Genomic DNA, 18,412 nt, shown 5'->3' with positions numbered 1-18,412 from the left:
GCCCGGCGCGCGTCAGGCTGGCTCGGCGCTCGCTTTGGAGCCGACCATGTCCCTGTCCCCGACACTTACGGCCTACGCCCAGCACTGGGTCACTAACCTCTCGTATGATCTGTCGCGCTACGCGATGTTCGCCATCGCCGTCTGGCTGGTGATCTGCGTCCTGCTGCGGGTCCCGCTCGCGCGCCGCAAGCTGCGCGACACCAGTCCGGCCGCCCGCCAGCTGATCACCGAGTTCGCCACCTCGCTCAGGACCGTGGCGATCTTCTCCACGGTCGGCCTGATCGCCTTCACACTCGAACGGGTGGGCATGCTGCCCGGCGCCGCCTTCGCGCTCCGCCTCGGCTGGAGCTGGGGCGTTGCATCCCTGATCCTGATGATCCTCGGTCACGATGCCTACTTCTACTGGACGCACCGCGCGATGCATGACCCGCGGCTGTTCCGGGCGTTCCATCGGCGCCATCACCGATCGCACAATCCCTCGCCGTTCAGCGCCTACAGTTTCGATGTGGCCGAGGCCGCGGTGATGGCCGCCTTCGTCCCAATCTGGATGCTGCTCGTGCCGACGAGCTGGCCGGTCGTTGGCCTCTTCATGCTCCACCAGATCGTCCGCAACACCATCGGCCATTGCGGCTATGAGCTGTTCCCCGCCAACGCTGAGGGTCGCCCGCTGCTCGGCTTCCTGACCACCGTCACCCACCACGACCTGCACCATGCTCAGGCCGGCTGGAACTACGGCCTGTACTTCTCATGGTGGGACCGCTGGATGGGCACCGAACACCCGGAGTACCTGACGCGCTTCGCCGCCGCGAGCGGTCGCCGGCTCGAATTGCAGAGCGCGGCCTGATGTCGACCGCGAGGATAGCGCTCATACTGTCGGGCGGCGGTCACCGCAAGCATCGCAGCAGTTGTCGATGCCCGGGCGCAACCGGCGGACCTCGCCGGTCGCTGGGCGACGCAGGGCTTCGGCTCCGTCGTCGAATTCCATCCCTGCGGCGGCGCGAAGACGACGGTGTGCGGGCGCATCGTCTGGCTGCGGGAAAAGAACGACGTCTCAGGACGGCGCCGAACCGACCAACACAACCCGGACCGGGCAATGCGGTCGCGACCGCTCTTGGGCGTCGAGATCGTGCGGGGCCTGCGCCAAACCGGCGAAGGCCTATGGAGCGGCGGCAAGCCCTACAATCCCGACGACGGTCGCACCTATACGGGCACGGTCCGTCTCCGGGCCGGCGGCCTGGCCTTGCGCGGGTGTGCGCTCAGGCTCGTCTGCCAGACGCAGACTTGGCGCAGGCCGTGGGACGCGCCGGCGGCAGGTCAAGGTTCGGGAAGGTCCTGAACCCACATGCGTAGGCCGCGCTTCATCGCCGAACAGGCGCGTCACGCCCGAGGGCCGCTCGGGAGATTGATCGCCTACATCATGGCGTTCGAGACCTGGGGTGAGAACCAGCGCGCGATCGATGCGCTGGCGATCGAGAGCGGTGACCAGATCCTCGACATTGGCTGCGGTCCGGGTCGCAGCCTGGCGGAACTAGCGGCGCGCGCGCCAAGCGGGCGCGTCGTGGGCGTCGATCCCTCAGACGTCATGGTGGCGAGCGCCGCGCGCAGGAACCGCCAACTCATCGCGGCCGGCCGGGTCGGCGTGGCGCCAGCCGGTGTCGAAGCGCTGCCGTTTCCTGACGGGTCGCTCGACAAAGCGCTCTGTGTCCACGTGGTCTATTTCTGGACCGATCTGGATGCGGCCCTACGAGAAATCGGCCGGGTGCTGAAGCCTGGCGGGCGCCTTGTTTTGTGTTTCCGATCCAGTGTTGACGAAGCTGCTGTTCGCGCGTTTCCGGCGGACGTCTACCGGTTTCCCGCACTCGCCGATGTCCTTGCCTCGTCCGTTTTCGCCGGCTTCGACGCCAAGCTCATCGCCAGGCCGTCCGAACCGGAATCGGAAAGCGCCGTGCTCATCCTCGCGACCAAACAGGCGGCGTGCCTCCCGGAGGTGCTTTCGCACGCCGGAGGCTTTCCGACGCCTAAGCCGTCTGCGAGCGCACGGCTTCACTTTACGCATCCGTTCTTCGAATAAAGAGTGCCGTCACCCTAGACCTGAACATTGCAGCTATGAAAAAAACGGCCCGGCGAGGGGTTCGCCGGGCCACTTCGTTTTGACCCGTTGGCCGGTCTGATTCGTCGGGTTGGCTTTGCGTACTATCGGCGGTAGTTGTTGTCGCCGTAGCGATCCTGCAATTCATGACCCCGCTCGTGCGCGGCGTGCATCGTCTCGTGCAGGCGTTCGAGCCGAGCCTGGGTGTCCTCAGGATCGTAGCGGCCCTGCCGTTCCATATGGTTGGCGCGGGAGCGGATCTGCTGCATTGAGCGGTAGAAGCCTTGAGCTTGGCGGCGCGTGTAGGAGCCGTCGCTGACGCCGTGCTGAATGTTCTGCCAGATGTGCTGATATTCCTGGTCGAACTCGGCATAGGTATCGCCGCCGTTGTTCCAGGTGTCGCCGGATTGAGCGCGGTCCTGGGCAGCGTGGCCCTCGGTGTGGGCCTCATGCATCGTCTCATGCAGCCGCTCGAGGCGCGCCTGGGTGTCCCGCGGATCATAACGCCCATCGCGTTGCATCACATCGGCTCGGGCGCGGATGTCTTGCATGGCGCGCATATATTGCTGGGCCTGGGGCCGGCTGTAGGACCCATCGCTCAGGCCGTGCTGAATGTTGTCCCAGATGTGCTGGTATTCCTGGTTGAAGTCGGCGTAGCTGGCCCCGCCGTTGTTCCATTGCTCGGCTGCGCCAGGCGCAGGATGGTCGTCAGGATGCGCCAGGGCAGGGACCGCAAAGGCCATGGTGGAGGTCGCCAGCAAGGCGATCATTAGGCGTTTCATCGTCAGCTCCAATTGTTCGCCCATCGCGGGCATGTCCATTGTTTCAACATGGACACGGTGAGCGAACGCTGAGCCGCACAGTCACGTTCCGTTCACGCCCGGCCGGCGCGTGACCGGTCAGGCCAAGCGGGCAGCCGACGTAGCGATTGGGGTCGGCGCCACGTCGATCGCCATCATCAGACCACCGCCGTTGCTCTCGACGTTGTTGTTCGGTGTGTGGCGCCCCAAGTGGCCGTGGATCGGCCGACAATCGGGGTCAGTGAGCGGCCGTCACGGCGCGCGACGACCAGTGGACGTGGACGATCTTCCAGCCCTCGGTAGTTCGACGCAGGACCATGGTCTCGGTGGTTACGCGGTCGATGTCTCGCCCCTTGAACTGGCCCTTGGTTTGGCCCTCGCTGGCAACCCAGGCCAGGTCGCCGGCACGCCCGCCGCTCCTTCGCGCGAGCTTGCTTCCGATGGCCTGTTCGAAGGCCGCGTCCGCGGGCAGATGGGCGCCAGCGTACTCGCTGCGGGAGCGCTCGGCTGTCCCGCCTTCGAAGATGATAACCGCTGCTGAAAGCAGGTTTGCAGCCGCCGCCGTGTCGCCTCGCGCGAGCGCCGCGTGGAAGTCATCAACAACTCGGCCAGCGCCAGCGTCCGCTGTCGGCCCGCTTGCAGAGGCGTCAGACGAGGGCGTCGGTGGATGGGCGGCCGCCGCCGACGCCAGCACTAAAAGGCCGCAGGCCGCCATGACGGTGCGAAGTTGGGGCATGTCTCTCTCCATTGACCTAAGGGCTCGTTCGGATTGCGGGGTCCAGCGTCCGCGCCAGTGCCCTTCTGGCGCGGTAAACTCGCGTTTCGATTGTCTTGGCGGACACGCCCAGGATCTCGCCGGCCTGCTGTTGGGAACGGCCGTCGATCGCCGTGAGGATCAGGGCTTCCTTCAGGTTGGTCGGAAGTTGGGAAATGGCTCGGTCGAGTTCGGCCAGTCTGGCGCGCTCCACCAGATCGTCCTCAGCGTTTGGAGTGCGATCAGGGATCTCGGCGGTCGAAGACTCGGCGCCTGATGGTGTTCCAAAGACGAACCGGCGCACAGCGAGGCGGCGGCCACGGTCACGCGCCTTGTTAATCGCGATCGTCCGCAGCCAAGCCCCGAACGGCCGGGAGGGGTCATAGCGTTTCAGGGCGCTCCAGGCGGCGATGAAGGCTTCGTGCGCGGCTTCATAGGCCTCGTCGGGATCGCCGACGTAGCGGCGCAGGAGGCGATAGAGACTGTCCTTATGCCTCTCAACAAGCTCTGCAAATGCACGCTCATCGCCGCCGGCGGCAAGCTGCGCCAGTTCGGCGTCCGACCGCTCTGGCGGAGGGTTCACGGAGCGTCTTCGGTGAGGGCTTTCGCGACTGTCTCGTCGAACACCGCCGACTGCTGGGGGGTTAAGACCTGCCGCATCGCCAGGACGTGCAGGATGCTCTGCTTCTGAAGGTCGCCCATCGCCATGTGGAAGCGATCGACGGCGTGCTGGACCTCAGGCGAATAGCTGTGGCTCTGCTGAATGGCGCGCGCGAGATCGGCGTTGGCGGCCCGCATCTCAGCCTCCAGCGCCTTGCGGCGTACGGCGTAGTCCTGCTCCACGCCCGCAATACGCTGCTTCTGCTGGGCGGAGAGATTGAGCTTGTCGTGCACCACTTCGTGGAGCGGTTCGGCGTGGTGCATGTGGCTGACGACGTAGCGCGCGCCGCCCCAAGCGCCCGCTCCGGCGGCAAGCGCCGAGAGGACGACTGTCAAGATCAGGCTGCGCGCCAGGCTCACCGTCCCCCCTCGAGGAGCGTCGAGGGTGCGAGGTGGGCATCGGCCGAAAAGGTGCTGAGCTGTCGAGGCTCGACGGCGGTCCGCGGGGCGGCCATGCCGCCCGCCGTCACGCCGATCGCCATCGCCAGGCCGATTGACGCGACCCGGAACGGGGTCAGGGCCGCGCTCGTGCGCATGGCCTCACGGCGTCGCATGATGCCGCCAAGGACGCTCGCTTCCAGGCCCGCGAGCGATCGATCCGGCCCGCTCTGCGCCAAGCCGCTCAGAAGGTGGTCCAGATCGTGTGACATCAGTTCGTCCTCGCCCCTACCCAACTAGGTATACGCGGTCGCGCGCCTGACCCCGCAAGTCGCGTGGCGACGCCCTAGTTCGGCGCCAGCGCGATGACTTGGTTATCGGCCGCGGTATCCAGGGTGAACTTCACCTTCTGGCCCGTCCTGGCCGTCTTCAGGACTTCGGGCGACGCCTTGAAGGTCATGGTCATGGCCGGCCACTTGAGCGCTGCGATGGGACCATGGTGCAGGGTGATCGTTCCAGCCTTTGCGTCGACGCTCTGGACCACGCCAGAACCCTCGGCCGTCTTCGACGAGACGGCCTGCGCCGACGCGCCGGCTGCGGGTCCTTGCGCGAACGCCGGAGCGGCGATCAATGCGCCGATGACGGCGAGGGCTGCGAGTTTCATTGTCGTGCTCTATATGCGGTCTGTGGCGGCAGCCAGCCGCCGACCGCCTTGCTATGAGTTACGCGTCAGGGCGCCGGATACCCTCACGTCCGCCGGATTTCCGGCCGAATTCCGGGCTGACGCTGGCCGGGGAAGAGGTCCCTGGCGGCGGCTCGCCCTTCCAACAGGTAGAGGACCAAGGCTAAGGCCCAGACCATCGCCAGGGCGATCAAGGGCCATTTGAAGTCCGAGGCGATGAGGACGTTGACGGCGGCCATCAGGCCCACGGAGGTCAGTCCAGCGAAGGCGGTCGTCATCGCGGCGCCGCGCGCCCTGGCGCGAAAGCTCGTGACCGCGACGTAGAACGTCAGCGCTCCCGTCGCCAAGATGTATCCTCCAAGCACCCAGAACACGCGCTGAAGCCAAATCGAGAGCCGGGGCAGGCTTGATCGGAGTTCAGCGTCCGAGGCCCCCAGGAACCGCAGGTCCTCAGGCAGCAGCGGTGGTCGGAGAAATATGAAATAGAGCGCCATCGCCATCAGGATCGCTCCGCCGAGCGCCAAGACGACTGCCGACCGCGGCTTCCAGCTCATTGTCGTCTCCCAGCGCGGACGTTGAGCCACCTGCGCCTCAAGTCTTGGCCCGCCCGAGGCGCAAGGCTTGCGATCGCCGGGCAAGTAGCCCCGCCAGGTCGCGGCCGATCTTGATCCAAAGCAGGACGAAGCCCGTGAGGACGATCATCAAGGTCGCGGCCGTCACGATCACAATGGCGGGGTGATTGTAGCTGCGGGAGGCGCCGAAATTCATGATGTGGATCTGGTAGAAGACGTCGTAGAGGCCCCAGAGGGACGAGCGGCGGCTGAGCACCTCGCCGGTAAAGGCATCGAGATAGAGGCGTGTGTGCTCGGCGTCCGAGAAGCTGGCGCGCCATAGCGGCCCGCTGACCTGGGCTTCCTTGGGAGCTGTCTCCTCATAGTCGACGGCCGCGAGCTTCCCCGCGCCCTTGTAGGCCATCAGGGCGTAGCGGCGGGCGTCCGGACCCTTGATCTCGTCGATGTTCTCGCCGGTGTAGGCGTTCCACCAGCCCTCGCTGCCGGCCGCCGACTTCAAGACCCAGATCGGGCCGCGTGGGGTGTTCTTCAGGGTCGCGCTAGCGACGTCGGTCTGGTCAGCGAGGGCCAGCTGTTTCTCCAGCGACACCAGCTTCTTCAGGTCGATGGGGGCCAGGGCCGGGGTCGCGGCGTGCTGGTCGCCGTGCACCTTCTCGATGGGGATGGCGGTCATAATCAGGCCGCCGAGCACCCAGCCCAGCACCTGGACGCCGACGATCAGCGCGATCCATTTGTGAAACCAGATCGACCAGCGAAGCATAGCGGTTCCCCTCGATAGTCGCCGCACGACGACGGCTCTGCCCAGCTTACTGCGCCGCCACCGGCGCGAGCATGCCCAGGATCGCCACGAGAAGAACCACCGCCAGGCCAAACAGGGTTTCGAGGATGATGCTGACCCGCAGGGTCTTCAACGCAGACACCGCGTCGCCGGCGTCAAGCCCCCGGGCAAGGGCGGGCGTGTGGAAGAACCGGTTCAGTCCCGCCAGGCCGATCATCGCGGCGAAGAGCGCGATCTTCACGAGCAGCAGAACGCCGTAGGTTGAAGCGCCCATCCGGGCGATGCCCGCAAGGCCCACCAGGAACCAGCTGTTGATCAGCCCGGTCACGAGGATCACGGCGACCACGGCAGAGCCGATGCCCGAGAATCCCTCAAGCGCGCGGTGCAAGACGGCCTGGCTTTCGAGACTGGCGCGGCCAGGGGCGCACAGCAGAATTGCGAAGGCCGTGAGCGCGCCAAGCCAGACTCCCGCCGCGAGAAGATGCAGGACATCGGCTGGCGTGTGGATCAGCCCATGCAACCCCTCGTCCACCGCCCCATGCCCGGTCCAGGCGAAGCTCGCCATCACCGCGGCCCCTAAGGCCGCGAGGATCGCCCAAAGGATGCGGCCCGGCTTCAGCACCAGGCAAGCCACAAGCGCCGCGAGCGCCGCGGCAAGGCGAGCGACCACCGCATGACCCATGGCGCTGTCGTTGAGCACCCCCAGGAGGGTCTCGCGATCGAAGGCCGCCGCGGGGTCGTCCGCCATCATGGCCGTCTGGCTGCAAAGGTAGACTATCGCGGCCACGATGACGGCGAGCGCACAGGCGCCCAGCACAGGCCTCGGCCAGGGGAGGGTCATCGCGGACCCGACCCCGGCCTTCGGCAGCGCGTAGAGGAAGAACAGCGGCGTTCCGAACAGGATCGCAGCGCCAATGAACTGCGCAATCCGCGCGATGACGACCGCCGTCTCCATTTCCGGCTAGCGGACGGTGAAGCTGTAAGTTCCCTGCATCCGGTGGGTGTCCGCCGTGACCGCGTGCCACTTCACCGTATAGGCCCCCGCCATCAAGGCCGCGGTCGGCTGGACGATCATCGTCTTGCCGTCCTTGGCGAAGCTCACCTTTGCCGGCGTGACCATTCCGGGCATGGCGACGTCGGCGCCCGAGAACTTCGGCTGCAGCTTCTCGCTGAACTTCAGGACAAGCTGCTTGGGTGCGGCGACCGTGGCGTTGGCGCCCGGATTGGAACTGACGAGCTTGGCGTGGGCCTGGGCCCCGGTGGCCGCGAGCATGGCCGCCGCGCCGGCGACGGCCGCAAGGCCGAGCATCTTGGACATTTTCATCGGTATCTCTCCAGCGTTTGGTCGTGAACCCTCGCAGGGCTTACGCGCCGGCTGGCGAACATCCCTCATCTCGTTTTGATGTGTCTTCGGGCGCGCGGCGCGGGAATATCTTCGCGGACATGCGGCCTTCATGAGGGCCGGGCCGTTTGCGGCGCGTAGTGCAGTGCAGGCCGGCGGTCCAGTGATCGGCCTGACGCAAGACTGGGATATCGCATGACGAAGCTCGACCGCCGGCAGTTGCTGCGCGGCGCCACAGCCGGAGGCACCGCCGGAGCGTTCGCCGCGCTCCTTCCGTCGTGGGCCCAAAGCGCGACGCCGGGCGTGGGCCCGACGCTGCCGACGCTCTCGGGGACCGACATCGCCCTGAATATTGGGCACAGCGCTCTCATGGTGGACGGACGACACGGTCACGTCGTGGCGATCAACGGCACGGTCCCCGGGCCGCTGATCCGTTTGAAGCAGGGCCAGACGGTCCGCATCGCGGCGACCAACAACCTCGACGAAGACACCTCGATCCACTGGCACGGCGTGCTCGTGCCCTTTCAGATGGATGGCGTCCCAGGCGTCAGCTTCCCGGGGATCAAGCCCGGCGCGACCTTCGTCTACGAGTTCCCGGTCATCCAATCAGGGACCTACTGGTACCACAGCCACTCGGGGCTCCAGGAACAGGAGGGCCATTACGGCCCGATCATCATCGATCCCGCCGGGCCCGATCCGGTGCAATTCGACCGTGAGCACGTCGTGGTGCTGTCCGATTTCAGCTTCCTGCACCCCCACATGATCATGGCGAAGCTGAAGCAGCAGGCCGGCTACTTCAATCTCCAGAAGGAGACCATTTCGGGGCTGCTGGCGGGGAAGGACCAGACGCTCCAGGAGCGGATCGAATGGGCCAAGATGCGCATGGATCCCACCGACATCTCCGATGTCACCGGCGCGGCCTATAAGTTCCTGATCAACGGCCACGGCCCGAGCGACAACTGGACCGCGCTGTTCAAGCCGGGTGAGCGGGTGCGCCTACGGTTCATCAACACCGGCGCCCAGACCATCTTCAACGTCCGCATCCCGGGCCTGCTTATGACGGTCGTGGCGGCCGACGGGCAGAACGTGCGGCCGGTGGAGGTCGAAGAGTTCCAGATCGGCAATGCGGAGACCTACGACGTCATTGTCCAGCCCACCGAGGACAAGGCCTTCACCCTGGTGGCCGAAGCCGTCGATCGCTCCGGCATGGCGCGCGCCACCCTGGCGCCGCGCGAGGGCCTGACCGCCCCGACGCCGCCGCTTCGCGAACGGCCGCTCGCCGTCATGAAGGACATGGGGATGGATATGAGCGCCATGACGGGCATGGCGGGAGGCCAAGCCAAGGGCGCCGCCGCTCCCATGGCGGGCATGGACCACATGGCGATGGGTCACGCCGCCGCCGGCAGATCGATGCCCGGAATGGCGATGGGCGCCGAACCGGGCATCGGCCCGCCGCGGATTCGAGGATCGGACGCCATGGGATCCATGGGTGGCATGCAGATGTCCATGCGCGACCCGCTGAATGCGCCGGACCTCAAGCTCGGCCCTGGCGTGCAAACCATCGCCCCCAGCCCGACCGACCGCACCGGAGAACCCGGACAGGGGCTCGAAAACGTCGGGCATCGCGTGCTGGTCTACAAGGACCTCATCGCGCTGGCGCCGAACCCCGACAAGCGGGCCCCGTCGCGGTCGATGGACATCCGCCTGACCGGCAACATGGAACGCTTCATGTGGGGCTTCGACGGCGAGAAATTCAACGAGGAGACCACCAAGCCCTATCCCTTCCGCAACGGCGAGCGGGTGCGGGTAACGCTGATCAACGACACCATGATGGCCCACCCGATCCACCTGCACGGGCACTTCTTCGAGCTCGCGCACGGCCCGAGAGGCTTCATGCCGCGCAAGCACACCGTGACCGTCGCGCCTGGCGGCAAGGTTACCTTCGACCTTACCGCGGACGCCCCCGGCGACTGGGCCTTCCACTGCCACATGCTTTACCACATGCACGGCGGCATGTTCCGCGTGGTCACCGTACGGCCTTTGGGCGGAGCCGCTGCATGAACCGCACGGCGCTCCTGCTTCTCCTGCTGCCAATGGTCTGGGCAGCGCCCGCGGCTGCGCAGCCGATGGATCCGAACATGCCCGGCAGGAACATGTCCGCAGCGAAGGCGAAGCCGGCCGCGAAACACACAACCCACAAGCGCCTCAGCCGAAAAGCACCGGCGGCGGCGGCTGATGCCGGCCATGACATGTCTAAAATGCCGGGCATGGCAATGCCGGCCGCGCCGGCCCAAACCGGCCCCCATGCGGGCCATGACATGTCGGCGATGCCCGGAACGGCGATGCCGGCGGGCCCCGCCAAGACCGGCCCAAGTGGCGGACACGACATGTCCGCGATGCCGGGGATGACCAAGCGAGGCACGGCTGCGATGCCCGGGATGGATATGCCGGGGTCAGCGGGCGTTGCTGGTCATGACATGGCCGCGATGGGCCCCCCGCCGCTCGCTGAAACGCAGCCGCCGCCGCCGGCTCCTGCCGACCATGCGGCCGAGCGCTTCTACGATCCAGCCGCCATGGCCGCGGCCCGGCAGCAACTGCGCCGGGAGCACGGCGGCGAGACCTATTCGACGGTGATGGCCAACATCGCCGAGTACCAGGCGCATTCCGGCGGGGGCGGATATCGTTGGGAGGGCCAGGCGTGGTTCGGCGGTGACATCAACCGCGTTCTGTTGACGTCGGAGGGGCAAGGCGCCCGTCGCGACGGGCTGGAGGCCGCCGAGGTGCAAGCGCTCTATGCGCGCGCCATCGGCCCCTATTTCAATCTGTTGGCCGGCGTGCGGCAAGATTTCAAACCGACGCCGCGGCGGACCTACGCGACCCTGGGCGTCGAAGGCCTCGCGCCCTACCGGTTCGACGTGCAGGGCGAGGTTTTCCTGTCAAACCAGGGCGAGCTTCTGGCCCGCGCCGAAGGCTCCTATGACCTGCGGCTCACCCAGCGCCTTGTCCTGCAACCGAGGGCGGAGTTGAATTTCGCCGCGCAGGACACGCGGGAAACTGGGATCGGATCAGGGCTGAGCGACGCCGCACTGGACTTGCGCCTGCGATATGAGATCCGCAAAGACTTCGCGCCGTACATCGGGGTCTCCTACGACAAGCAATTTGGCCGGACGGCCGACTACGCGCGCACCGCGGGGCAGAAACCCGGCCGCACGAGCCTTGTGGTCGGCATCCGGGCTTGGTTCTGATCGGGACACGCGGGCTGGCCGGTCGACATCTTTGTCGCTCACCCCGGCGGCGAGCGAGGTAAGCGATGCTCCAGACGCCCGCTGCGCGACCTTCCGGAGGGTGGCTAAACCGTCACCCCAGGGCGGGCCTGGCGGCGGCTGTCGCGCTTGGGGTCGCGGTTACCGTGGGCTTGCGGGTTGGGCCACCGCCCGCGCAGGGCCTTACGCCGACGCCGGTGGTGCGGGCGGTCTTGAACGATCCCGGCAGTCCGGCGCTCGGCGATCCGTCGGCCGATGTCACAATCGTCGTCTTCACCGACTACCAGTGTCCCATCTGCCGCGGCACGGACGGCGCGCTTGAAGCCGCGCGACGGGCTGACCCGCATATACGTGTCGTCTACAAGGACTGGGCGATCTTCGGGGAGGCTTCCCGCAATGCCGCCCGCGTGGCGCTGGCCGCGCAGCTGCAGGGACGTTACGGCCCCGCGCACAGCGCGCTGATGACCACGCGCCGGCGCCTGGACGGCAGGTCTGTCCGCGATGTGGTCGTAGCCGCCGGGGTGGATCCGCAGAGACTCGACGCCGACCTCGCGACGCACGGCGCGGAGATCGACACCCAGCTAAAGCGGCACGCCTTCGAGGCCTGGTCGCTCGGTATCGAAGGGACCCCGGCCTACCTGATCGGCCCGAACCTCTACCGGGGCGGAATGGATGGCTTGGCGCTGCGGCGCGCGATCGCCAAGGCGAAAAAGTCGCCCTGGAGGCCTGCCTAGCCAGGCGGGTCGTGGCGGGAGGCTATTCTGAGGGCCTGCGCTGTCCGAACGGCGTCCGGCCTCGCGGTTTGTAGATGGACAATGCCGTCGCCACGATCAGGGCGAGAATTGCAGCGATCGAATACCCCAGGAGCTGCGTCCTCAGGCCCAAGGCCTCGGTGGCGGATAGCATTTGGGCCGCGGCCGCCGCGGCCAACTGATCGACCGGCTGAGTGTGCAACAGCAGCAGCAGGGTGAGGGGTACGGTCATCAGGACCTTCACGAGCACCCAGTAGTGCCGGACCAACCCCCAATCGGTCCCCAGCGACGAGGCGAGGCCGGATAGGGCCGAAGCGATGCCGAAAGGGACGACCACCCAATCATAGACCAATCCCAACGCGAGATAGGCCGCGCGCACCCTTTCAGGCTCACGGCTGGCGACACCCGCGATCGCCAGCGCCACGAAGGCGGCGATGGCGCCCAGCCAACCGACCGAGGCGATGATGTGCGCCGTGAGCGCGAGCTTCCGCAGGTTGGGGGCCAGGGTCACGGCTGGTGCAGCTCGTGCATGTGACGGCCAAAGCCGTGGCCTGTGAGGTGCAGGCCGACGATCGCCAAGAGCAACACAACGGCGATGCCGCCGAACACCCTGACCCATCGCGGCGCGCCGGTTTGCGACTTGGACATGTTCGTCTCCTCCGCCGGGCCGGCGTCAAAGTCGCCGCCGAGGGATCAAGGAATTATCGATACACCATGTCGCTGTCGAATCATTATGTCTCGATAGCGTCATCGCGTATGCTGGCGCGATGCCAAGGCTATGGAACGATACGATCGGGGCGCATCGCCTGGCGGTGGTCGATGCGATCGTCGAGAGCACGGCGGCGCTGCTGGCCGAGCATGGGCCGCGGGCGGTGACGATGTCCCAGATCGCCGAGCAGGCCGGCATCGGGCGCGCGACGCTCTACAAATATTTTCCGGACGTCGAAGCGATCCTCGCCGCCTGGCACCAGCGCCACGTGGCCGGTCACCTGGAACATCTGGCCAAACTCCGGGGCCAACCCGGCCCCGCGGGCGAGCGTCTCGCCGCGGTGCTGGAAACCTACGCGCTTATTTCACATCATCGCGGGCGACATGGTGCCGAACTCGACACGCTGCTGCATCGCGGCGAGGCCTTCGCCCGGGCGCAGGAGCAGCTGCTCGACGTGTTTGAAAGCCTCCTGGTCGAAGTGGCGGCGACCGGTGAAGTCCGGGACGATGTCGCGCCCGCCGAGCTTGCGCGCTACTGCCTGCATGCGCTGGGCGCCGCCAGCGACCTGCCGTCCAAGACGGCGGTCGGCCGTCTCGTGACCGTTACGCTCTCCGGATTGCGTCCTCCGCGATAGGCCATCCGGTTTCAAGCGGCGCGCGGATGACCGTTCACCGGTTTGTCCGGTGCAGCACTTCGATCAGTTCTTCGGTCTTCTGGCGCTGCTCTGCCGCGTCGCCGCTGGTGAACGCGCCGTGGACGCAATGTCCGATGTGGTCGCGCAGCAGCTCGGTTTCGACCTTCCCTAGCGCCGCTCGGACCGCCTGGATCTGCGTGAGGATGTCGATGCAGTAGCGGTCGTCGTCGACCATCTTCGCCACCCCCTTCACCTGGCCGCCGATACGGTTCAGCCGGTTGAGCAATTTGGGCTTTCGCTCTTGATTCATGTGAGGGCTCCGGTCGGCGTGGCGCGTACCTATATAGGAAGTTCATCGAGATACCCGCCATGGGTATCAGGTACGGTCTCGCGGAGAACCCCTTGTCCGATCCCCACCACGCCCCAACGCAGGTCGATGACGCTGCAGGCAGCGCCTTCGACCCCGTCTGCGGAATGACCGTCGATCCGGCCAAGACCCCGCATCATGCCGAGCACCTCGGCGCGGCCTATCACTTTTGCTCGGCCGGCTGCCGGACCAAGTTCACGGCCGATCCCGACCGCTACCTCCACCCAAAGGCTGGCGAGCCTGTGCCGGCAGGGACCATCTACACCTGCCCGATGCATCCCCAGATCCGGCAGGAGGGACCGGGATCGTGCCCGATCTGCGGCATGGCGCTGGAACCCGAGACGATCACCGCCGATGCGGGTCCCAATCCCGAGTACGCGGACATGCGGCGGCGCTTCTGGATCGGCCTCGCCCTGGCCGCTCCTGTATTCGTGCTGGAAATGGGCGGCCACCTGCTCGGCCACACCTTCATGGTCCCGCGGGTTACGTCCGACTGGATCCAGTTCGCGCTGGCGACCCCGGTGGTGCTCTGGTGCGGTTGGCCGTTCTTCCAGCGCGGCTGGGCGTCGCTGGTCTCCCGAAACCTCAACATGTTCACGCTGATCGCCATGGGGGTGGGTGTCGCCTACGCCTACAGCGTCGTGGCGATGCTGGCGCCCGGCCTCTTCCCGCCCGCGCTTCGCGGCGAGGGCGGACTGCCGCCGGTCTATTTCGAAGCCGCCGCGGTGATCACCGTCCTGGTGCTGCTGGGCCAGGTGCTCGAGCTGCGCGCCCGCGAACAGACCAGCGGCGCGATCAAGGCGCTGCTCAACCTGGCGCCCAAGACGGCGCGGCGGGTGCGCGAAGATGGGACCGACGAGGAGGTGACCCTCGATCTCGTTCACGTCGCCGACCGGCTGCGGGTGCGGCCCGGCGAGAAGATCCCGGTCGACGGGGTGATCCTCGACGGGCGCGTCTCCATCGACGAGTCCCTGGTCACCGGCGAGTCCATGCCGGTCACCAAGCAGGCGGACGACAAGGTGGTCGCGGGATCGATCAACAAGACCGGCTCCTTTGTCATGCGCGCCGAGAAGGTCGGCGCCGACACCCTGCTCTCGCAGATCGTCCAGATGGTCGCCCAGGCGCAGCGGAGCCGCGCGCCGATCCAGCGGCTGGCAGACCAGGTCTCGGGCTGGTTCGTGCCGACCGTCATCGCCGCGGCCCTGATCGCGGCGGCCGTCTGGGCTTTGGTTGGACCTGAGCCGCGCTTCGCTTACGCCCTGGTCGCGGCGGTCTCGGTACTGATCATCGCGTGTCCCTGCGCCCTGGGCCTGGCCACCCCGATCTCAATCATGGTCGGCGTCGGACGCGGCGCTCAGGCCGGTGTGCTGATCAAGAACGCCGAAGCCCTGGAGCGCCTCGAGAAAGTCGACACCCTCATCGTCGACAAGACCGGCACCCTTACCGAAGGCCGTCCGGCGGTGACCGCCATCCATCCCGTCGCCGGGTTCGACGAAACCGAGCTCCTGCGTCTCGCAGCCAGTCTGGAGCGGGGCAGCGAGCACCCACTGGCGGACGCGATCCTGCGCGCAGCCAAGGACCGCAACATCACCTTGTCGGAGGCAAGGGACTTCGACTCTCCGGTCGGCCGCGGCGTTCTAGGGACCGTAGACGGCCGCAAGGTCCTCCTCGGCAACCCGAAATTCCTAGCCGAGCAAGGCGTGCCCACGAGTGCGCTGGAGCCCGACGCCGAAGCGCTGCGACGGGAAGGAGCCACGGCGATTTTCGCGAGCGTGGATGGGGTCTTGGCAGGGCTGCTCGGCATTGCCGATCCGGTGAAGCCGACGACCGACGCTGCGGTACGAGCCCTGAAGGCTGAGGGTGTTCGACTGGTGATGATGACCGGCGACAACCGCACCACGGCCGAAGCGGTCGCCAAGCGATTGGGGATCGACGAGGTGGAGGCCGAAGTGCTGCCGCAGGACAAGGCTGCGGTCGTGGAGAAGCTCCGCAAGGAGGGCCGCGTCGTGGCCATGGCCGGCGACGGGGTCAACGACGCGCCCGCCCTGGCGGCCGCCGACGTGGGCGTCGCCATGGGCGCGGGCGCCGACGTTGCCATCGAGAGCGCCGGAGTCACCCTGCTGAAGGGTGACCTCCAGGGCATCGTGCGGGCGCGAAAGCTCTCGCGCGCCGTCATGCGCAACATCCGCCAGAACTTGGTCTTCGCCTTCATCTACAACGCGGCAGGCGTGCCAATCGCGGCGGGGGTGCTCTATCCGACCTTCGGCCTGTTGCTGTCGCCGGCCATCGCGGCTGCGGCCATGGCCCTGTCGTCGGTCAGCGTCATCAGCAACGCGCTGCGGCTGCGCGCCGTGAAGCTATGAAGCGCATCGCAATCGATCGGCGCGCGTTCGTCTACCAGCGCTACGTCGAGGCGCTCGGCCCTTGATCGGCGCAATCAGAACTGGACAGGCCAGATGGCCGCTCAAGACATCCTTCCTCCGGGCGGGGCGCTGACCCCGGCGCGGCTCGGCCTCTCGCGCTGCGCGCTGACGGGCGCGGTCGTGGTCGGGGCGCTATTTGCGCTGTGCTGGATTGGCGTGGCAGCAGGTCTTGCCAGCCCATCCCACATGTTCATCTCGCTGTTCACAGTCGCCCCGATCGCCTCGGCGGCGGCGCTGGGAATCGGCCTGTGCTGGTCGCTGGTGTTTGGAGCCCTCTCGGGGGCCCTGATTGCGGTCGTTTACAACGCCTCCAGCTTCCTCGGGCGGCCCTGACATCGAAGGTTCTCGCAAGGACCCCGACACGGTGGGGCGGGCAGCCCGAGGCGCGGCCGGCGTCGCGGAACAACTCAACCGCGGCTGCTTCTGCGTCACCCTGGACAGAACGATGCTGTCTGAGGCGCTGGACCAGGAAACCGGCGTCCCGGGCTTCGCCGCACAGCTTAGCGCGTCCCACCCGACGCTCTTCTCTAACGTACCTGTCTTCGTGCCTTCCGAGACCCTCGCCGAAATGGTCCGGTTCATGACGGCGGTCGAGGCGGCCGCACAGCTGCCAGGATACCGAGAGGCGGCGATGGCCTACGCACCGCCCGCCGCGTCCCGCGACTTCGGACCTGTCGGCGCTTTGATGGGCTATGACTTCCATGTGACGCCGGAGGGACCAAGGCTGATCGAGGTGAACACCAATGCCGGGGGCGCCTTCCTGAACGCTGCCCTCGCGCGGGCTCAGCGCGCGTGCTGCGGAGACACCCTTGGGACTGAGACCGAGGCCGCAGACGGGTTTGCTGCGAAGGTCGCTGCGATGTTCCGCGAGGAGTGGCGTCGGCAGCGAACCACACCGGGTCCGACGCGCATCGCCATCGTCGATGACGCGCCTGAACAGCAGCATCTCTATCCCGAGTTCCAACTCGCCAAGGGCTTGCTGGAAGAACACGGCCTGGAGACCGTGATTGCCGACCCCGAAGAGCTGGAGCCCGACGGGTCGGGGGTGTCGGTTCGCGGCCGGCCGGTCGATATGGTCTACAATCGGCTGGTCGATTTCGCCTTGGACGAGCCGCGTCACGCCGTCCTGTTGGCCGCCTATCTGGGGGGCGGCGTGGTGGTTACGCCCAATCCTCACGTGCACGCTCTTTTCGCGGACAAGCGTAATATGGCCCTTCTGTCCGACATCGCGGCCCTGAAGGCGTGGGGGCTCTCGCCGGGCGACAGCGAGGCGCTCGAACGCGGCGTTCTGAAGACCGTCCAGGTGACCGCGGCCAACGCCGAGGAACTCTGGCGCAGGCGCCGCAGCCTGTTTTTCAAGCCGGCGCGCGGACACGGGAGCAAGGCCGCCTATCGTGGCGACAAGCTCACCCACCGGGTCTGGGCCGAGATTTCCACGGGCGACTACGTGGCCCAGGCCTACGCTGCACCCAGCACGCGGGACATCGCAGTGGGCGCCGAACGCTCTGAGCTGAAGGTTGATATACGGCTCTATACGTACGCGGGCTCCCCGCTGCTGGCGGCGGCCCGCCTCTACCAGGGCCAGACGACAAACATGCGAACCCCCGGCGGCGGGTTCGCGCCGGTGTTGGGCGTGTGAGCTTCGTCGCTTTGACGCCTCGGCGAGGACACCCCGCAACGCATCATGAAAACGGCGGGTGGCCGGCGGTCGTGCTCGGTCCCGCCGCAGTTCCTGCGGCTCCTACGGGTCCGCCCCTGCGGGCGCCTTAAGGCGCCGCACCGATCGGCGCGTCCCGCCGCGAGAAGGGCACGGCTCCTTGCAGCCTGCATTGTAAAGGTTGGGGCTTACGGCTCCGCCCTCCGCGCGCTTCGGAGCGCCTTCCGCCCAGCTTCGGTGTCCTGAGGGGCGACACGGGGTCCCACAGGGCCAAGGCCCCTGCAGCCGGTTCCCAGCGAAGCCGCCCTCTGCGCTTGCACACCCGGTCTCGCCGACGGGCAGGGCCGTAGGCGCGCGCTTTGCGCCTGCGGCCCATAACTACGCGGCGGATCGCTGCGTCTTCGAGGCGTCGCAAAGCTTGTCTAATTTGCGCATCGTCGCTTCATCGACCAGGCCAGAGCGGTATAGGCAGAGCATCTCCCCGGCCAATCGAGTTAGAAAGACGAGCCGGGGAAACAGCCCCACGTGACGTTAGAAAAGGCGAAAGTGCCT

General features: G+C 67.0%; 23 protein-coding genes. 10 read left to right on the top strand and 13 right to left on the bottom strand.

Translation table 11 applies throughout. The features are described 5' to 3' along the window. Positions 1–46: 46 nt before the first annotated feature. The 3 genes from ACESMY_RS06360 to ACESMY_RS06350 all read left to right on the top strand — a co-directional run bounded on the left by ACESMY_RS06360 (position 47) and on the right by ACESMY_RS06350 (position 2,071). Positions 47–844, top strand: coding sequence for a sterol desaturase family protein (locus tag ACESMY_RS06360; RefSeq protein WP_372783334.1), 798 nt, complete (start codon positions 47–49; stop codon positions 842–844). A gap of 51 nt (positions 845–895) precedes the next feature. Next, the gene (locus ACESMY_RS06355; RefSeq protein WP_372783406.1) at positions 896–1,336 is read left to right on the top strand and encodes a DUF2147 domain-containing protein; all 441 of its coding nucleotides are present in this window, start codon (positions 896–898) and stop codon (positions 1,334–1,336) included. Between the two features lie 66 nt (positions 1,337–1,402). Then, positions 1,403–2,071, top strand: coding sequence for a class I SAM-dependent methyltransferase (locus tag ACESMY_RS06350; protein WP_372783333.1), 669 nt, complete (start codon positions 1,403–1,405; stop codon positions 2,069–2,071). Between the two features lie 122 nt (positions 2,072–2,193). Here ACESMY_RS06350 and ACESMY_RS06345 read toward each other — a convergent pair whose 3' ends face one another. The 10 genes from ACESMY_RS06345 to copC all read right to left on the bottom strand — a co-directional run bounded on the left by ACESMY_RS06345 (position 2,194) and on the right by copC (position 8,037). Next, a complete protein-coding gene (locus ACESMY_RS06345; RefSeq protein ID WP_372783331.1) occupies positions 2,194–2,871 on the bottom strand; it encodes a hypothetical protein in 678 nt (225 codons plus the stop codon). A gap of 256 nt (positions 2,872–3,127) precedes the next feature. Further along, complete coding sequence (locus ACESMY_RS06340; RefSeq protein ID WP_372783329.1) at positions 3,128–3,625, bottom strand: nuclear transport factor 2 family protein; 498 nt, start codon at positions 3,623–3,625, stop codon at positions 3,128–3,130. Positions 3,626–3,641: 16 nt separating this feature from the next. Continuing rightward, complete coding sequence (locus tag ACESMY_RS06335; RefSeq protein WP_372783327.1) at positions 3,642–4,226, bottom strand: RNA polymerase sigma factor; 585 nt, start codon at positions 4,224–4,226, stop codon at positions 3,642–3,644. Continuing rightward, entirely contained in the window at positions 4,223–4,663 is a 441-nt protein-coding gene (locus tag ACESMY_RS06330) for a Spy/CpxP family protein refolding chaperone (RefSeq protein ID WP_372783325.1), read from the bottom strand. The genes ACESMY_RS06335 and ACESMY_RS06330 overlap by 4 nt, the downstream gene beginning before the upstream one ends. Next, positions 4,660–4,953 (bottom strand): hypothetical protein, encoded by a 294-nt coding sequence (locus ACESMY_RS06325; RefSeq protein ID WP_372783323.1) that lies wholly within the window; start codon positions 4,951–4,953, stop codon positions 4,660–4,662. The genes ACESMY_RS06330 and ACESMY_RS06325 overlap by 4 nt, the downstream gene beginning before the upstream one ends. A 74-nt stretch (positions 4,954–5,027) precedes the next feature. Continuing rightward, the gene (locus tag ACESMY_RS06320) at positions 5,028–5,345 is read right to left on the bottom strand and encodes a copper-binding protein (RefSeq protein ID WP_372783321.1); all 318 of its coding nucleotides are present in this window, start codon (positions 5,343–5,345) and stop codon (positions 5,028–5,030) included. A gap of 83 nt (positions 5,346–5,428) precedes the next feature. Then, a complete protein-coding gene (locus tag ACESMY_RS06315; protein WP_372783319.1) occupies positions 5,429–5,917 on the bottom strand; it encodes a hypothetical protein in 489 nt (162 codons plus the stop codon). Positions 5,918–5,954: 37 nt separating this feature from the next. Continuing rightward, entirely contained in the window at positions 5,955–6,695 is a 741-nt protein-coding gene (locus tag ACESMY_RS06310; RefSeq protein ID WP_372783317.1) for a PepSY domain-containing protein, read from the bottom strand. A gap of 46 nt (positions 6,696–6,741) precedes the next feature. Then, positions 6,742–7,668, bottom strand: coding sequence for a copper homeostasis membrane protein CopD (gene copD, locus ACESMY_RS06305; RefSeq protein ID WP_372783315.1), 927 nt, complete (start codon positions 7,666–7,668; stop codon positions 6,742–6,744). Between the two features lie 6 nt (positions 7,669–7,674). Then, entirely contained in the window at positions 7,675–8,037 is a 363-nt protein-coding gene (gene copC, locus ACESMY_RS06300) for a copper homeostasis periplasmic binding protein CopC (RefSeq protein WP_372783313.1), read from the bottom strand. 213 nt (positions 8,038–8,250) lie between these two features. On the opposite strand from copC, the gene ACESMY_RS06295 reads away from it, so the two are divergent. From ACESMY_RS06295 to ACESMY_RS06285, 3 genes are all read left to right on the top strand, one after another. After that, positions 8,251–10,116 carry a copper resistance system multicopper oxidase gene (locus tag ACESMY_RS06295; RefSeq protein WP_372783311.1) on the top strand — a complete coding sequence of 622 codons (1,866 nt, stop codon included), beginning with the start codon at positions 8,251–8,253 and terminating at the stop codon, positions 10,114–10,116. Further along, positions 10,113–11,300 carry a copper resistance protein B gene (locus tag ACESMY_RS06290; protein WP_372783309.1) on the top strand — a complete coding sequence of 396 codons (1,188 nt, stop codon included), beginning with the start codon at positions 10,113–10,115 and terminating at the stop codon, positions 11,298–11,300. The genes ACESMY_RS06295 and ACESMY_RS06290 overlap by 4 nt, the downstream gene beginning before the upstream one ends. Positions 11,301–11,530: 230 nt before the next feature. Further along, a complete protein-coding gene (locus ACESMY_RS06285) occupies positions 11,531–12,052 on the top strand; it encodes a DsbA family protein (RefSeq protein WP_372783307.1) in 522 nt (173 codons plus the stop codon). Positions 12,053–12,074: 22 nt separating this feature from the next. Here ACESMY_RS06285 and ACESMY_RS06280 read toward each other — a convergent pair whose 3' ends face one another. Both ACESMY_RS06280 and ACESMY_RS06275 read right to left on the bottom strand, forming a co-directional pair. Beyond that, on the bottom strand, positions 12,075–12,581 hold the full coding sequence (locus ACESMY_RS06280; protein WP_372783305.1) for a hypothetical protein: 507 nt from the start codon (positions 12,579–12,581) through the stop codon (positions 12,075–12,077). Further along, positions 12,578–12,718, bottom strand: coding sequence for a hypothetical protein (locus ACESMY_RS06275; protein ID WP_372783303.1), 141 nt, complete (start codon positions 12,716–12,718; stop codon positions 12,578–12,580). The genes ACESMY_RS06280 and ACESMY_RS06275 overlap by 4 nt, the downstream gene beginning before the upstream one ends. 119 nt (positions 12,719–12,837) lie before the next feature. Between ACESMY_RS06275 and ACESMY_RS06270 the strand changes: the two genes are divergently transcribed. Further along, positions 12,838–13,413: a TetR/AcrR family transcriptional regulator gene (locus tag ACESMY_RS06270; RefSeq protein ID WP_372783301.1), complete on the top strand. Its 576-nt coding sequence runs from the start codon at positions 12,838–12,840 to the stop codon at positions 13,411–13,413. A 34-nt stretch (positions 13,414–13,447) separates the two neighbouring features. Here ACESMY_RS06270 and ACESMY_RS06265 read toward each other — a convergent pair whose 3' ends face one another. Beyond that, the gene (locus ACESMY_RS06265) at positions 13,448–13,723 is read right to left on the bottom strand and encodes a metal-sensitive transcriptional regulator (RefSeq protein WP_372783300.1); all 276 of its coding nucleotides are present in this window, start codon (positions 13,721–13,723) and stop codon (positions 13,448–13,450) included. A 92-nt stretch (positions 13,724–13,815) separates the two neighbouring features. Between ACESMY_RS06265 and ACESMY_RS06260 the strand changes: the two genes are divergently transcribed. From ACESMY_RS06260 to ACESMY_RS06250, 3 genes are all read left to right on the top strand, one after another. Beyond that, entirely contained in the window at positions 13,816–16,143 is a 2,328-nt protein-coding gene (locus ACESMY_RS06260; RefSeq protein WP_372783298.1) for a heavy metal translocating P-type ATPase, read from the top strand. Between the two features lie 93 nt (positions 16,144–16,236). Next, complete coding sequence (locus tag ACESMY_RS06255; protein ID WP_372783296.1) at positions 16,237–16,536, top strand: hypothetical protein; 300 nt, start codon at positions 16,237–16,239, stop codon at positions 16,534–16,536. Positions 16,537–16,648: 112 nt separating this feature from the next. After that, on the top strand, positions 16,649–17,842 hold the full coding sequence (locus ACESMY_RS06250) for a hypothetical protein (protein ID WP_372783294.1): 1,194 nt from the start codon (positions 16,649–16,651) through the stop codon (positions 17,840–17,842). Positions 17,843–18,412 lie beyond the last annotated feature (570 nt).

Source organism: Phenylobacterium sp. (assembly GCF_041691455.1).
Lineage (GTDB): Bacteria > Pseudomonadota > Alphaproteobacteria > Caulobacterales > Caulobacteraceae > Phenylobacterium.
Note: the sequence above shows the minus strand (reverse complement) of the source record. Positions and strands in the feature narration are given on the sequence as shown.

What these genes read in the sequence shown, in the direction of transcription:
- ACESMY_RS06310 (WP_372783317.1), bottom strand. Translation starts at nt 6,695, where the DNA reads ATGCTTCGCTGGTCGATCTGGTTTCACAAATGGATCGCGCTGATCGTC.
- ACESMY_RS06250 (WP_372783294.1), top strand. Translation starts at nt 16,649, where the DNA reads ATGCTGTCTGAGGCGCTGGACCAGGAAACCGGCGTCCCGGGCTTCGCC.
- ACESMY_RS06265 (WP_372783300.1), bottom strand. Translation starts at nt 13,723, where the DNA reads ATGAATCAAGAGCGAAAGCCCAAATTGCTCAACCGGCTGAACCGTATC.
- copD (WP_372783315.1), bottom strand. Translation starts at nt 7,668, where the DNA reads ATGGAGACGGCGGTCGTCATCGCGCGGATTGCGCAGTTCATTGGCGCT.
- ACESMY_RS06360 (WP_372783334.1), top strand. Translation starts at nt 47, where the DNA reads ATGTCCCTGTCCCCGACACTTACGGCCTACGCCCAGCACTGGGTCACT.
- copC (WP_372783313.1), bottom strand. Translation starts at nt 8,037, where the DNA reads ATGAAAATGTCCAAGATGCTCGGCCTTGCGGCCGTCGCCGGCGCGGCG.
- ACESMY_RS06295 (WP_372783311.1), top strand. Translation starts at nt 8,251, where the DNA reads ATGACGAAGCTCGACCGCCGGCAGTTGCTGCGCGGCGCCACAGCCGGA.
- ACESMY_RS06255 (WP_372783296.1), top strand. Translation starts at nt 16,237, where the DNA reads ATGGCCGCTCAAGACATCCTTCCTCCGGGCGGGGCGCTGACCCCGGCG.
- ACESMY_RS06345 (WP_372783331.1), bottom strand. Translation starts at nt 2,871, where the DNA reads ATGAAACGCCTAATGATCGCCTTGCTGGCGACCTCCACCATGGCCTTT.
- ACESMY_RS06270 (WP_372783301.1), top strand. Translation starts at nt 12,838, where the DNA reads ATGCCAAGGCTATGGAACGATACGATCGGGGCGCATCGCCTGGCGGTG.
- ACESMY_RS06340 (WP_372783329.1), bottom strand. Translation starts at nt 3,625, where the DNA reads ATGCCCCAACTTCGCACCGTCATGGCGGCCTGCGGCCTTTTAGTGCTG.
- ACESMY_RS06275 (WP_372783303.1), bottom strand. Translation starts at nt 12,718, where the DNA reads ATGTCCAAGTCGCAAACCGGCGCGCCGCGATGGGTCAGGGTGTTCGGC.
- ACESMY_RS06290 (WP_372783309.1), top strand. Translation starts at nt 10,113, where the DNA reads ATGAACCGCACGGCGCTCCTGCTTCTCCTGCTGCCAATGGTCTGGGCA.
- ACESMY_RS06325 (WP_372783323.1), bottom strand. Translation starts at nt 4,953, where the DNA reads ATGTCACACGATCTGGACCACCTTCTGAGCGGCTTGGCGCAGAGCGGG.
- ACESMY_RS06320 (WP_372783321.1), bottom strand. Translation starts at nt 5,345, where the DNA reads ATGAAACTCGCAGCCCTCGCCGTCATCGGCGCATTGATCGCCGCTCCG.
- ACESMY_RS06315 (WP_372783319.1), bottom strand. Translation starts at nt 5,917, where the DNA reads ATGAGCTGGAAGCCGCGGTCGGCAGTCGTCTTGGCGCTCGGCGGAGCG.